The organism is Streptomyces sp. ISL-43, assembly GCF_018614195.1.
Taxonomy (GTDB): Bacteria; Actinomycetota; Actinomycetes; order Streptomycetales; family Streptomycetaceae; genus Streptomyces.
Window position 1 is genome coordinate 76,105 of the sequence record NZ_JAGGOT010000081.1, and the last position, 12,867, is coordinate 88,971.

Annotated in this window: 11 protein-coding genes and 3 tRNA genes; 8 read left to right on the top strand and 6 right to left on the bottom strand. The window is 70.3% G+C overall.

Going from position 1 to position 12,867, the window contains the following annotated elements; genetic code table 11:
- Nucleotides 1–1,026 carry an alcohol dehydrogenase catalytic domain-containing protein gene (locus J7F03_RS36460; RefSeq protein WP_214957213.1) on the top strand — a complete coding sequence of 342 codons (1,026 nt, stop codon included), beginning with the start codon at nt 1–3 and terminating at the stop codon, nt 1,024–1,026.
- Between the two features lie 33 nt (nt 1,027–1,059).
- Here the strand turns inward: J7F03_RS36460 and J7F03_RS36465 are convergent, their stop codons facing one another.
- Nucleotides 1,060–1,989: an AraC family transcriptional regulator gene (locus J7F03_RS36465; RefSeq protein ID WP_214957215.1), complete on the bottom strand. Its 930-nt coding sequence runs from the start codon at nt 1,987–1,989 to the stop codon at nt 1,060–1,062.
- Between the two features lie 130 nt (nt 1,990–2,119).
- Here J7F03_RS36465 and J7F03_RS36470 point away from each other — a divergent pair, with 130 nt between their 5' ends.
- The 3 genes from J7F03_RS36470 to J7F03_RS36480 all read left to right on the top strand — a co-directional run bounded on the left by J7F03_RS36470 (nt 2,120) and on the right by J7F03_RS36480 (nt 4,288).
- Nucleotides 2,120–2,515 (top strand): MmcQ/YjbR family DNA-binding protein, encoded by a 396-nt coding sequence (locus J7F03_RS36470; protein ID WP_214957217.1) that lies wholly within the window; start codon nt 2,120–2,122, stop codon nt 2,513–2,515.
- Entirely contained in the window at nt 2,512–2,880 is a 369-nt protein-coding gene (locus J7F03_RS36475) for an MmcQ/YjbR family DNA-binding protein (protein WP_214957219.1), read from the top strand. The genes J7F03_RS36470 and J7F03_RS36475 overlap by 4 nt, the downstream gene beginning before the upstream one ends.
- 94 nt (nt 2,881–2,974) lie before the next feature.
- Complete coding sequence (locus tag J7F03_RS36480) at nt 2,975–4,288, top strand: replication-associated recombination protein A (protein ID WP_214957221.1); 1,314 nt, start codon at nt 2,975–2,977, stop codon at nt 4,286–4,288.
- 449 nt (nt 4,289–4,737) lie between these two features.
- Here the strand turns inward: J7F03_RS36480 and J7F03_RS36485 are convergent.
- The 3 genes from J7F03_RS36485 to J7F03_RS36495 all read right to left on the bottom strand — a co-directional run bounded on the left by J7F03_RS36485 (nt 4,738) and on the right by J7F03_RS36495 (nt 5,151).
- Nucleotides 4,738–4,811, bottom strand: a tRNA-Ile gene (locus J7F03_RS36485).
- Between the two features lie 189 nt (nt 4,812–5,000).
- Nucleotides 5,001–5,073: transfer RNA gene (locus J7F03_RS36490), tRNA-Asn, on the bottom strand.
- Between the two features lie 5 nt (nt 5,074–5,078).
- Nucleotides 5,079–5,151, bottom strand: a tRNA-Asn gene (locus J7F03_RS36495).
- 145 nt (nt 5,152–5,296) lie between these two features.
- On the opposite strand from J7F03_RS36495, the gene J7F03_RS36500 reads away from it, so the two are divergent.
- Both J7F03_RS36500 and J7F03_RS36505 read left to right on the top strand, forming a co-directional pair.
- Complete coding sequence (locus tag J7F03_RS36500; protein ID WP_214957224.1) at nt 5,297–5,605, top strand: YtxH domain-containing protein; 309 nt, start codon at nt 5,297–5,299, stop codon at nt 5,603–5,605.
- 105 nt (nt 5,606–5,710) lie between these two features.
- Nucleotides 5,711–7,150: an FGGY family carbohydrate kinase gene (locus tag J7F03_RS36505; RefSeq protein ID WP_214957226.1), complete on the top strand. Its 1,440-nt coding sequence runs from the start codon at nt 5,711–5,713 to the stop codon at nt 7,148–7,150.
- Between the two features lie 73 nt (nt 7,151–7,223).
- On the opposite strand, the gene J7F03_RS36510 is transcribed toward J7F03_RS36505, so the two are convergent.
- On the bottom strand, nt 7,224–7,589 hold the full coding sequence (locus J7F03_RS36510; protein ID WP_214957228.1) for a hypothetical protein: 366 nt from the start codon (nt 7,587–7,589) through the stop codon (nt 7,224–7,226).
- Between the two features lie 231 nt (nt 7,590–7,820).
- On the opposite strand from J7F03_RS36510, the gene J7F03_RS36515 reads away from it, so the two are divergent.
- Nucleotides 7,821–9,554, top strand: a complete 1,734-nt coding sequence (locus J7F03_RS36515) for an ABC transporter ATP-binding protein (RefSeq protein WP_214957230.1) — start codon at nt 7,821–7,823, stop codon at nt 9,552–9,554.
- Complete coding sequence (locus J7F03_RS36520) at nt 9,551–11,488, top strand: ABC transporter ATP-binding protein (protein ID WP_214957232.1); 1,938 nt, start codon at nt 9,551–9,553, stop codon at nt 11,486–11,488. Before J7F03_RS36515 ends, J7F03_RS36520 begins: the two co-directional genes overlap by 4 nt.
- A gap of 49 nt (nt 11,489–11,537) precedes the next feature.
- Here J7F03_RS36520 and J7F03_RS36525 read toward each other — a convergent pair whose 3' ends face one another.
- On the bottom strand, nt 11,538–12,725 hold the full coding sequence (locus J7F03_RS36525) for an RNA polymerase sigma factor (protein ID WP_374104445.1): 1,188 nt from the start codon (nt 12,723–12,725) through the stop codon (nt 11,538–11,540).
- Nucleotides 12,726–12,867 lie beyond the last annotated feature (142 nt).

The following is a 12,867-nucleotide window of genomic DNA, read 5'->3' on the forward strand; positions in this document are numbered from 1 at the left end:
ATGAGCCAACCGACAGCAGCAGCCAACGGCGCCACACCGGCGACCATGCGGGCCGTCGTCGTCACCCGCCCCGGCGGCCTGGACGCACTTCAGATCAAGGACGTGCCGGTGCCCGTCCGCAAGCCCGGCTGGGTGCGGATCAAGGTAAAGGCATTCGGCGTCAACGAGTCCGAAGTCATAACCCGCAAAGGCGAGTCGGACGCGGAAGTCACCTACCCGCGTATCCCCGGCATCGAGGGCGTCGGCGTCATTGAGGAGGCCGACGAGGACAGCGGGCTGAGCCCGGGCCAGCAGGTGGCCACGATGATGGGCGGCATGGGCCGCTCGTACGACGGCGCGTACGCCCAGTACGTTACCGTTCCCGCGCAGCAGGTCATCCCGTGCGAGACCGGCCTGCCGTGGGACGTGGTCGGTGCGCTGCCGGAGATGTTCCAGACCGCCTACGGATCGCTGACCCACGGCCTGGACCTCAAGGCCGGGCAGACGCTACTCATCCGCGGCGGCACCTCCACGGTCGGGCTGAGCGCGGCCACGATCGCGAAGGACCTCGGAGCGACCGTGCTGTCCACCACCCGCAGCCCGGACAGGGCCGGGGAACTGCGGGCCGCGGGCGTCGACCATCCCCTCGTCGACAACGGCACCCTCGCCGGCCAGGTGCGCGAGCTGATGCCGGACGGTGTCGACGCCGCACTGGAACTGGTGGGCTGCTCGGTCCTCGCCGACACCTTCCGCACCGTCCGTCGTCACGGCACCGTGTGCTTCACCGGAGCCCTGGCGGGCCAGTGGGCGATCCCCGACTTCAGCCCGTTCATGATCCCGGGCGGGGTGCGGCTGACCTCATACGGCGGTCAGGCCGCCGACCTCCCGGCCGACGTCTTCGCCCACCAGCTCCAGGCAATCGCCGAAGGACGCCTCAACGTCCCGGTCGCGAAGGTCTACCACGGCCTGGAACAGGTCCGTGACGCCCAGGCCGACCTCGAGTCCGGCACCACGCCGGGCAAGCACGTCGTCGTCCTGGACGACTGAGACCCGGGCAACCGAGACCGCGCCGCGTCTCCCTCATGCGTCGGTCACTTCGCGGGCCGCGAAGGCGGCCGGGGTGAGACCGGTGCGGTCGCGGAAGAACCGGCCGAAGTTCGCGGGATCGGTGAAGCCGAGGTGGTCGGCCACGGACCGGGCGTCCCATCGGGCGCTTCCCAGCAGGCGCCGGGCTTCGAGCAGGCGCCGCTCGTCGATGAGCTCACGCACCCCCTTGCCGGTGGTTTCACGGGCGGCACGGCTGAGGGTGCGGACCGAGCAGCCGAGCAACTCCGCGTAATCCGCGGCCCGGTGCAGTTCTCGGAAGTGCAGCTCCAGGGCGTCCGCGAACCGTCCGTAGGCGTCACCACGGCTGCTGCCGGCACTCGTCTCGGCGGGAGTGATCCCAGGGGCGTTGGCCAGGCGCAGCAGCAGTGATTCGAGCAGGCTGCGCCGCAGGGCGTGGTGGACGTCGAGGGGACGGCGCCCCAGTGCGCGGTGTTCGTCCAGGAGCTGGAGTGCCGTCTGCTGGAGCCAGGCGGCGTCGTCGGGGTGCGGGCTCAGCACGGCAGGAGCCTCGTGCGCGATGAGCGGGGCCAGCAGGCGGGCGATGTCGGGCCGCAGCACGTCCGGCTCGAACAGGATGAACGGGCCGCGGGCGGCGCCGAGCGGATGCCAGCACTGCGTGTGTCCGGGACGCACCCACAGCCACTGGCCGGAGGCGACGGTCCGCGTGACGTAGTCGACGTCGTGCCGCAACTCTCCCTCGGTGACGGCGATGAGGTAGTGGAAGGTGGCACGGCCCGGACGGGGCGGGTTCCACGGCCAGTCGTCGTGCTGGACGAAGAAATCCTCGACGGTACTCACTTCAAGGCCGTACGGAGTGCCGACCGGGGGCTGGAAACCGTACAGCGGGACCGCGGCCGGCCCCGCCTGTCCGCTCGGGCTGGGGTGTCGCTTGTCGACCATCACATGTCCGCAGCCTACTGCACCTTATGTCGGTTTCGGGGAGAGAGTGGGAGGTGGCGCCGCCACAACCGCTCGGCGCGCCACTCGCGTCATGGGGTGCCCAGCCCGCGCTCACCTGAGGAAGGAAACGTTCATGAACGGAACGACCCTGCGCAAGACCGCCGCCGACTGCGCCGAGGAGCTTCCCGGAGCAGCGCTGGAGCATCCCTTCGGCCCAGACTGGGAGGTCTTCAAGGTGCGCGGCAAGGTGTTCATGCTGATGACCGAGGTCCCGGGGCGCCCCGTCGTGATCCTCAAGGCGGACCCCAGCGAGGCCCACGCCCTGCGGGAGCAGTACAGCCACATCACCCCCGGTTACCACATGAACAAGAAGCACTGGATCACGCTGGAAGGCGGGGACGGCGTCGACAAGGAACTCGTCGACGAACTCGTCACCGACTCATACCGACTCGTGGTCGCCCGCCTGCCCAGGGCCGAGCGGCCCGTCGACCCGCACACCTACGGCAGCCGCACGCGGGCGGCCCGGTGAGCGCGGCCGGTGACCGGCTCCAGGACATCGCCCGCCAGGCGGCCCTGGCCCTCCCCGACGTCAGCCACGGATACCCCTTCACCCCGGGGCTCGACGTGTACAAGGTCGCGGGCAAGGTGTTCCTGATCGTCACCGACGACCCGGACGAGCAGATCATCACGGTCAAGTGCGAACCCGAACACGCCCGCACGCAAGAACGTGCCCACCCTTCGATCACACCGGGCCGTTACCTCGACAAACGCCACTGGATCTCGCTCGGGCCGGGCCCCGGTATCACCGAGCGGCTGGTCACCGACGCGGTCGAGGATTCCTACGACCTGGCCGTCGAGCGACTGCCCTGGCGCGACCGCCCCGCCGCCCGATGAGCGCCGCGAACGGCTGACCTCCCGCCCGACCGGGTCCCGTTCAAGGACCCGCGTACACACACCTCCGCCTCCCCACTCCAGACTCGAGAGACCGATGGAACCGACCGAAGCGACCCTGCCGCTCTTCGACGAGGAGCCCGCCCGGCCACTCGCCGACCGCCTGCGTCCCACCCGGCTGGAAGACGTCGTCGGGCAGGACCACCTCCTCGCCCCGGACGCCCCGCTGGGCCGCATGGTCGCGTCGCAGCGCCTCGGCTCCGCCATCCTGTGGGGCCCGCCCGGCGTCGGGAAAACGACCATCGCCCGCCTCCTCGCGGACGGCAGCAACCTGGCCTTCGAACCGGTGTCAGCTACCTTCTCCGGCGTGGCCGACCTGCGCAAGGTCTTCGCCGCCGCACGCAGCCGGCGCACCATCGGCCAGGGCACCCTGCTGTTCGTCGACGAGATCCACCGCTTCAACCGCGCCCAGCAGGACAGCTTCCTGCCCTACGTCGAGGACGGCACGATCACCCTGGTCGGCGCCACCACGGAGAACCCGAGCTTCGAACTCAACGGCGCCCTCCTCTCCCGCACCCAGGTCCTCGTCCTCAAACGCCTCGACGAAGCCGCCCTGTCCACACTCCTCGACCGTGCCGAGGACCTCACCGGCCACCCGCTGCCCCTGGACGACGACGCCCGCCGCGCCCTGATCGCCATGACCGACGGCGACGGCCGCTACCTCCTCAACATGGCCGAACAGCTCCAGGCCCTCCCGGACCCCGGCACCCCCCTGGACACCGCCGCGCTCGCCCACCACATCCAGCAGCGCGCCCCGCTGTACGACAAGGCGCAGGAGGGCCACTACAACCTGATCTCCGCGCTCCACAAATCGATGCGCGGCTCCGATCCTGACGCGGCCCTGTACTGGCTCGCCCGCATGCTCGACGGCGGCGAGGACCCCCTGTTCGTGGCCCGCCGCCTGGTCCGCTTCGCGAACGAGGACATCGGCATCGCCGACCCGCACGCCATCCACCAGGCCCTCGCCGCTTGGGACGTGTACGAGCGACTCGGCTCCCCCGAGGGCGAGTTGGCCATCGCCCAGGCCGTTGTCTACCTCGCCACGGCCCCCAAATCCATCGCCGTTTACCGCGGCTTCAACGCGGCCCACCGATCCGCCCGCCGCACCGGCTCCCTCATGCCGCCCGCCCACATCCTCAACGCCCCGACCCGGCTGATGAAGGACATCGGCTACGGCAAGGATTACCAGTACGACCCCGACACCACCGACGGCTTCTCCGGAGCCGACTACTTCCCCGACGACATGGACCGCGAGACGTACTACCAGCCCACCCGCAATGGTTACGAAGCCCAGATCAGCGAACGCCTACGCCACTGGGCAGCCCTGCGCGCTCGCCGCCGCAGCGGCTGACGTGGATGGGTGGGCGGCGGACTCCGCGAGGGGACATCCGTAAGTACAGGACTCCGGCTGCCCCGTCGCCCAGGTGGCCCGAGACCTCAGCATCCACAGGCAAGCATTGCGGCTGCGGGTCCGGCAACCGCGGTCGACCGCCCGACCTGCTCACCACTACGGACAGAGAAGCCCCTATCAGCCGCGGGTTCGGCGGCCACGAGGCGGGCACACAGGCGGGTGATATCGATGCGCTGGGTGAGCCGCCTCATTCAGCGACCGTGGGACCGCTCCACGACGCTCCCACGGGGGGCGTCGCCACAAAACCCCAGGTCATAGCCTGCCAGAGCTCATCTTCGATACACAAGGACTCACGTTCGCCACACCCCACAAGGCGAACGCCACACGCCGAACACCCCCGAAAAAACACGTATCCCCAGGTCAGAACGATTCTGCCTGGGGATGCTAGGTGGGGCGGGTGGGACTCGAACCCACGGCCGACGGATTATGAGTCCGCTGCTCTAACCGGCTGAGCTACCGCCCCTTCACGGCGTGGCGCGTACATGTGTGCGCGCCGTCTGCCGCAGCATAGCCGCTCATACGATCTCCTGCCTCGGATGCCTCGCATGATCGGCTTCGCCTGCCCAGAGAGACCGCGTCGGGGGCTGTCCGGTTCCGTACGCAGGTCAAATAAAAAGAAAAAGGACCCACACGGGGTCCTCGTTCTCTCTTGCTCCCCCGACTGGACTCGAACCAGTAACCTGCCGATTAACAGTCGGCTGCTCTGCCAATTGAGCTACAGGGGACCGCGCTCCCCCGACTGGACTCGAACCAGTAACCTGCCGATTAACAGTCGGCTGCTCTGCCAATTGAGCTACAGGGGATTGCTGCGTTGCACCGAACAGCCCACCTCCGGCCTGACCGGGGGGCGAGTGCCCGTTGCGAGTCATAGATTAGCGCAAGCAGGGGGGTGCTCCGCCAATCGGTATCGACAGCAGGCCGGGCACCACACGACGAAGGGTGACAGGCATGCGGTACAAGGTCACATTCGCGGTCGGACTGGCCCTCGGGTACGTGCTCGGGACCCGGGCCGGACGCGAGCGGTATGAACAGTTGAAGAAGTCCGCACGCGAGCTCGCGCAGAACCCGGCGGTGCGCAACGCCGCCGAAAGCGCCGGTCACAGCGGGCGCGAGTTCGCGGGCAAGGCCTTCGCCGCGGTGAGCGAGAAGGTCGGCGGCGCCGTGCCGGACGCCCTGGTCGGACGGGTACGGGGCCTGCGCGCCCGGGTCGGCGGCACCGGCGCGGCCGAGGACGACTGGGGCACCACGAACACCTGACCGGCCCACCGGGCCGGCCCCGCACGGTCACCGCACGGGCCCCGCAAGGGCCCCGTGCGGCCCGAGGCGGACGAGTTCGCTCAGACGTGCGGCAGAATTCTCCGCATGGGGATAGTCGCCGGGCTGGACAGCTCTTCCACCTTCACTCGCATCGTCGTCTGCGACACCGAGACGGGCGCCGTGCTGCGCCAGGGGTACGCCCCCCATCCGCAGCCCACGGGCGAAGCCCTGCCTCACGAGACCGATCCGCAGGCCTGGCTGCTCTCGCTCGGCGAGGCCGCCGGCGGCGGGCTCCTCGAAGGGGTCCAGGCCATCGGCGTCTCCGCGCAGCAGCACGGCCTGCTGCCGCTGGACGCGCAGGGCGCCCTCGTCCGGCCCGCCCTGATCGGCAACGACAAGCGCGGCCAGGTCGCCGCAGCCGATCTGATCGAGTCGCTCGGCGGCCGGCAGGCCTGGGCCGAGGCCATCGGCTCCGTCCCCCATTCGGCGCAGCCGGTGGCGAAGCTCGCCTGGCTGGCCCGCGCCGAGCCGGAGGCGGCGCGGCGGATCGCCGTACTGATGTCCCCGCACGACTGGCTCGTGTGGCAGCTGCTGGGCCGGCCCGCCCGGCGGACCACCGACCGGGGCGGCGCCTCCGGCACCGGGTACTGGTCGGCGGCCTCCGGCACCTACCGCCCCGACCTGGTCGAGCTCGCGCTCGGGCACCGGGCGCTGCTGCCCGAGGTGCTCGGCCCCGCCGACGCCGCCGGGACCACGCCCGAGGGGCTGCTGATCTCCGCCGGGACCGGCGAGACCATGGCCGCCGCGCTCGGGCTGGGCATGGGCCCCGGCGACGCGGTGGTCTCCCTGGGCGCCTCCGGTTCGGTGATGGCCGTGCACCGCGAGGCGCTGTCGGAGCCGGGCGGCCTGATCACCTCGCTCGCCGACGCCACCGGCATGCACCTGCCCGTGGTGAACACCTCCAACGCGGTGCGGGCCCTGCGCGGCACCGCCGAGCTGCTGGGCACCGATCTGGAGGGGCTGAGCGCGCTCGCCCTGAAATCGACCCCGGGCGCGCACGGACTCGTACTCCTGCCGTACCTGGAGGGCGAGCGGACGCCGAACCTGCCGCACACCGCCGGAACCCTGGCCGGGCTCCGACGGGACTCCATGAAGCCGGAGCACCTGGCGCGGGCCGCCTTCGAGGGCATGCTGTGCGGGCTCGTGGACGCGCTCGACGTGCTGCGCAGCCGCGGGGTGGAGATCCGCCGGGTGTTCCTGCTGGGCGCGGCGGCCGAGCTGCCCGCCGTACAGGCCTTCGCGCCGGGGCTGTTCGGTACGCAGATCGTCGTACCGGCGCCGGCGGACTACGCGGCGCTGGGCGCGGCCCGGCAGGCGGCGTGGGCGCTCGGCGTGGCGCAGGGCACGCTGGCCCCGCACACCCCGCCGGTGTGGCCGGCCCCGGCGGCGCAGGTCTTCGAGCCGGACGAGGAGTACCCGGCCTGGCAGGGCGTGCGCCAGCAGTACATCGCGACGCGGGAGCAGATCCACCCGGGCGCGTTCTAGACCCTGTCGCCGAAGTGGAGCCGTTAAGGCCCGCGGCGTCCGGCGCCGTGCCGCCCGCGGGCGCGTCGGAGGGTCAGGCGAGCCCGGCCATCACGTGGTCGACCACCGCCTGGAACTCCGCCGTCGGCGAGAAGTCGAGGTACTCGGTGTCCTCGAGGGCCTTCGGGGCGTGTCCGGGCGCCCAGTAGCAGGCCTCACCTGCCGAGTAGACCGTGTCGCCGTCCTTCGTGTGCATGCTGATCCGGCCCTTGAGCACGTAGGCCCAGTGCGGGCACGGGCACAGGTCGTCCGGCAGTCCCTTGAACGCCGGGGTCATGTCCACGCCCTTGGCGAAGCGCCCGAACGCGACGGAGAAGCCTCCGCCGAGCTCCAGTACGCGCAACTCGGCGCCGTTGCCCTCGAAGGCGACGGGGGTCTGCTCCCGTGTGGTTGCCGTCATGGTTCCTCCACGGTCGATCCGTCCCGAGATTCCCCCTGGTCCTCATGCTCCTCTCCCCACCCGCCGTCGGCGCGGCCGGCGGGGCGCGGCCCGGCCCGGCCCGGGGCTCAGGGCTCGATCGGACCGGACGTACTCCTTTTGACCGGGCTTTGCGAAAACCGGTGGGGATCCGGCCACCGGTTGGCAGAAGATGGGGTGAACCCCCTCGATCATGCCGACCGGAGCCTGCGCGTGCTCATACGACTTCTGCGGACCCACCTCGGTCCGTACCGGAAACCGATCGCCGTGCTGGTCCTGCTACAACTGCTGCAGACCAGCGCGAGCCTCTACCTGCCCACACTGAACGCCGACATCATCGACAACGGTGTCGTCAACGGCGATACGGGCTACATCCTGCGCTTCGGCGCGCTGATGCTCGGCGTCTCACTGGTCCAGCTCGTCTGCAACGTCGGCGCCGTCTACTTCGGCGCCCGCACCGCGGCAGCCCTCGGCCGTGACGTCCGGGCCGCCGTCTTCGACCGCGTCCAGAGCTTCTCGGCGCGCGAGCTCGGCCAGTTCGGCGCGCCGTCGCTGATCACCCGTACGACGAACGACGTGCAGCAGATCCAGATGCTCGTGCTGATGACCTTCACCCTGATGGTCTCGGCGCCGATCATGTGCGTCGGCGGCATCTTCATGGCGCTCTCGCTGGACGTGAAGCTCTCGGGCGTCCTGCTCGCGGTGGTCCCCGTCCTCGGCCTGTCGGTCGGCGCCATCGTCCTGAAGACGCGGCCGCTGTTCCGGGCGATGCAGACGCGCCTGGACACCGTGAACCGGGTCCTGCGCGAGCAGATCACCGGCAACAGGGTGATCCGCGCCTTCATCCGCGACGACTACGAGAAGGAACGCTTCCGCGAGGCCAACGCCGACCTCACCGGCGTCTCGCTGGCGGCGGGCAAGCTGCTCGCGCTGATGTTCCCGACCGTCATCGTGGTCGTGAACATCTCCAGCGTCGCCGTCATTTGGTTCGGCGCGATGCGCATCGACGGCGGCGGCATGGAGATCGGCCAGCTGACGGCCTTCCTCGCCTACCTGATGCAGATCGTCATGGCCGTGATGATGGCCACCTTCATGTTCATGATGGTGCCGCGTGCCGAGGTCTGCGCCGAGCGCGTCCAGGAGGTCCTGGACACCGACTCCAGCGTGGTCCCGCCCACCGACCCCGTCCGCGAGCTCGACCGCCACGGCATGCTGGAGCTGCGCGGCGCCGACTTCCGGTACCCGGGCGCCGAGGCCCCGGTCCTGCGCGCGGTGGACCTGGTGGCCCGCCCCGGCGAGACCACGGCGGTGATCGGCTCCACCGGCAGCGGCAAGTCCACGCTGCTGGGCCTGGTCCCCCGGCTGTTCGACGCGACCGGCGGCGAGGTGCTCGTCGACGGCGAGGACGTACGCCGCCTCGACCCGGACCTGCTCGCCAGGACGGTCGGCATGGTCCCGCAGAAGCCGTACCTGTTCTCCGGGACGGTCGCCACCAACCTGCGCTACGGGCGTCCCGACGCCACCGACGAAGAGCTGTGGCACGCGCTGGAGGTGGCGCAGGCCAAGGGTTTCGTATCCGAACTGGAGGGCGGGCTCGACGCGCCCATCTCCCAGGGCGGCACCAATGTCTCCGGTGGGCAGCGCCAGCGGATCGCGATCGCGCGCACGCTCGTACAGCGCCCGGAGATCTACCTCTTCGACGACTCCTTCTCGGCCCTGGACTACGCGACGGACGCGGCGCTGCGCTCGGCGCTCGCCCGTGAGACCGAGGAGGCGACCGTGGTCATCGTCGCCCAGCGGGTCTCCACGATCCGCGACGCCGACCGGATCATCGTCCTCGACGAGGGGCAGGTGGTAGGCGAGGGGCGCCACCACGAGCTGATGGCCGGCAACGAGACCTACCGGGAGATCGTGCTCTCCCAGCTGACGGAGGCGGAGGCCGCATGAGCGGGCCCGGAGGACGGATGATGATGGGTCCGCCGACGACGCGGACCATGGACTTCAAGGGCTCGGGCAAGCGGTTGCTGCGCGAGCTGGCGCGCGACCGGGCCAAGCTGTGGGGCATGGTCCTCGCGGTCGTGGCCAGCGTCGCCGCGTCGGTGACCGGTCCGAAGATCCTCGGCGAGGCCACCGACCTCGTGTTCGCGGGGATCGTCGGCCGGGAAGTGGGGCACGAGCTGCCGCCCGGGGCCACCAAGGAGCAGGCGCTGGAGGCGATGCGCGCCAAGGGCCAGGGCGGGATGGCGGACATGCTGTCCGGCACCGACTTCACCCCGGGCAAGGGCATCGACTTCGGCGCGGTGGGGGTCGTGGCGCTGTGGGCGCTGGCCGTCTTCACGCTCGCCGGCCTGCTGATGCTGGTCGCGACGCGGCTGTCGAACCACATCATGAACGGCACCGTGTACCGGATGCGCGAGCAGCTGCAGGCGAAGCTGTCGCGGCTGCCGCTGTCGTACTTCGACCAGCAGAAGCGCGGCGAGGTGCTCAGCCGGGCCACGAACGACATCGACAACATCGGGCAGACGCTCCAGCAGACGATGGGGCAGCTGCTCAACTCGATCCTGACGATCGTCGGCGTGCTGGCGATGATGTTCTGGATCTCGCCGCTGCTGGCGCTGGTCGCGCTGGTGACCATCCCGGTCTCCGGGTACGTCGCCGCGAAGATCGGCAAGAAGTCGCAGCCGCAGTTCGTGGCGCAGTGGAAGTCCACGGGCGCCCTGAACGCGCACGTCGAGGAGATGTACTCGGGCCACACGCTGGTCAAGGTCTTCGGCCGGCAGAAGGAGTCCGCGGCCCTCTTCGCCGAGCAGAACGAGGAGCTGTACAAGGCCTCGTTCAAGGCACAGCTGGTCAGCGGGATCATGCAGCCGGTGATGCTGTTCATCTCGAACATCAACTACGTGCTCGTCGCGGTCGTCGGCGGCCTGCGCGTCGCCTCGGGCACCTTGTCCATCGGTGACGTCCAGGCCTTCATCCAGTACTCGCGCCAGTTCTCGATGCCGCTGACGCAGGTCGCCTCCATGGCGAACCTGGTGCAGTCCGGCGTCGCGTCGGCCGAGCGGGTCTACGAGCTGCTGGACGCCGAGGAGCAGGAGGCGGACGCCGAGGTCCCGGAGCGTCCGGAGGAACTACGCGGACAGGTCACCTTCGACAAGGTCGCCTTCCGCTACGAGCCGGACAAGCCGCTGATCGAGAACCTCTCGCTCAGCGTCGACCCCGGCCACACGGTCGCGATCGTCGGCCCGACCGGCGCCGGCAAGACCACGCTGGTCAACCTGCTGATGCGGTTCTACGAGGTCACGGGCGGCGAGATCGCCCTCGACGGCGTGGACATCGCGAAGATGACCCGCGAGGAACTGCGCGGCGGCATCGGCATGGTGCTCCAGGACACCTGGCTGTTCGGCGGCACCATCGCGGAGAACATCGCCTACGGTGCTTCGCGCGAGGTCACGCGCGCCGAGATCGAGGAGGCAGCCCGGGCGGCCCACGCCGACCGGTTCGTCCGTACGCTGCCCGAGGGCTACGACACGGTGCTGGACGACGAGGGCGCGGGCGTCAGCGCGGGCGAGAAGCAGCTGATCACCATCGCGCGGGCGTTCCTGTCCGACCCGGTGATCCTGGTGCTCGACGAGGCGACGAGCTCGGTGGACACCCGTACCGAGGTGCTGATCCAGAAGGCGATGGCGCGCCTCGCGCACGGCCGTACGTCCTTCGTGATCGCGCACCGGCTGTCCACGATCCGCGACGCCGACCTGATCCTGGTGATGGAGAGCGGCTCGATCGTGGAGCAGGGCACGCACGAGGAGCTGCTTCTGTCGGGCGGCGCCTACGCGCGGCTGTACGCGGCGCAGTTCGCGCAGGCGGTGGCCGAGGTCGACTAGGGCCGGGGCTGTGGGGAGGGGCGCCCTTCGGGGCGCCCCTTTCTCGTGCTCAGTCGAGATATCCGCGCAGCTGGTCGGCGAAGGCGTGGTCGCGCAGCTTGTTCAGCGTCTTGGACTCGATCTGCCGGATCCGCTCGCGGGTCACCCCGAAGATCCGCCCGATCTCCTCCAGCGTGCGCGGTCGCCCGTCGGCGAGCCCGTAGCGCAGCTGTACGACCTTGCGCTCCCGCTCCCCGAGGGTCGAGAGCACCGCTTCCAGGTGCTCGCGGAGCAGGAAGAACGCGGCCGACTCGACCGGGGAGGCGGCGTCGCCGTCCTCGATGAGGTCGCCGAACGCGACATCGTCCTCCTCGCCCACGGGTGCGTGCAGCGAGACCGGCTCCTGCGCGAGGCGCAGTACCTCCAGGACCCGCTCGGGCGTCAGCTCCAGGTGGGCGGCGACCTCTTCGGCGGTGGGCTCGTACCCGCGCTCCTGGAGCATGCGGCGCTGGACACGGACGACGCGGTTGATCAGCTCGACGACGTGGACGGGCACGCGGATGGTCCGGGCCTGGTCGGCGAGGGCCCGGGACATCGCCTGGCGGATCCACCAGGTGGCGTAGGTGGAGAACTTGTAGCCGCGGGCGTAGTCGAACTTCTCGACGGCCCGGATCAGTCCGAGGTTCCCCTCCTGGACCAGGTCGAGCATGGTGAGCCCGCGGCCGACGTAGCGCTTGGCGACGGAGACGACGAGCCGCAGGTTCGACTCGATGAGGCGGCGCTTGGCCATCCGCCCCATGACGACGAGCTTGTCCAGATCGAGGGTGAGCTGCAGATCGAGCTCGGCGCCGCTGCCGAGCTTCTCCTCGGCGAACAGTCCCGCTTCCACGCGCCGCGCGAGCTCGACTTCCTCTACGGCGGTGAGCAGCGGGATCCTGCCTATCTCGCGCAGGTACTGCCGGAAGAGGTCGGCGGACGGCCCCGCCCCCGCGGAGCCCTCACTCGTGCGCTTGCGCTGCACGGGCACGTGCTCGATCAGCTCCGGAGCCCCGGGCTCCTCCTCCTCGTCCACGGCGTCGGCCTCGGGCTCTTCGGCCGCGCCGGCTTCGGCATCGGCTGCGGCGCTTCCGGGCGGACTGACGCTGACGGTCAAGCTCTGGGTCTGCACGGGGGCGACCTCCACAGGGCTCCGAGGACGGGGGCTCCGGACCTCAGTGTGGCGTACGGCACATCGCTGCCACGAGGGGCGTGCGAGCACTTTCTGAGTCCGGTGCGTGACCCATGGTTACCCCTGGACCAGAACCCCGATGCGGATCGGACGGATGTCCGAGAAGATCGTCGCCATGCTGGCGCCGACCGCCGGGGCACGGCTAGGCCGCGGCTAGGCCCAATGCTGGTGA

What these genes read in the sequence shown, in the direction of transcription:
- J7F03_RS36460 (WP_214957213.1), top strand. Translation starts at nt 1, where the DNA reads ATGAGCCAACCGACAGCAGCAGCCAACGGCGCCACACCGGCGACCATG.
- J7F03_RS36470 (WP_214957217.1), top strand. Translation starts at nt 2,120, where the DNA reads ATGAACGGAACGACCCTGCGCAAGACCGCCGCCGACTGCGCCGAGGAG.
- J7F03_RS36480 (WP_214957221.1), top strand. Translation starts at nt 2,975, where the DNA reads ATGGAACCGACCGAAGCGACCCTGCCGCTCTTCGACGAGGAGCCCGCC.
- J7F03_RS36500 (WP_214957224.1), top strand. Translation starts at nt 5,297, where the DNA reads ATGCGGTACAAGGTCACATTCGCGGTCGGACTGGCCCTCGGGTACGTG.
- J7F03_RS36505 (WP_214957226.1), top strand. Translation starts at nt 5,711, where the DNA reads ATGGGGATAGTCGCCGGGCTGGACAGCTCTTCCACCTTCACTCGCATC.
- J7F03_RS36510 (WP_214957228.1), bottom strand. Translation starts at nt 7,589, where the DNA reads ATGACGGCAACCACACGGGAGCAGACCCCCGTCGCCTTCGAGGGCAAC.
- J7F03_RS36520 (WP_214957232.1), top strand. Translation starts at nt 9,551, where the DNA reads ATGAGCGGGCCCGGAGGACGGATGATGATGGGTCCGCCGACGACGCGG.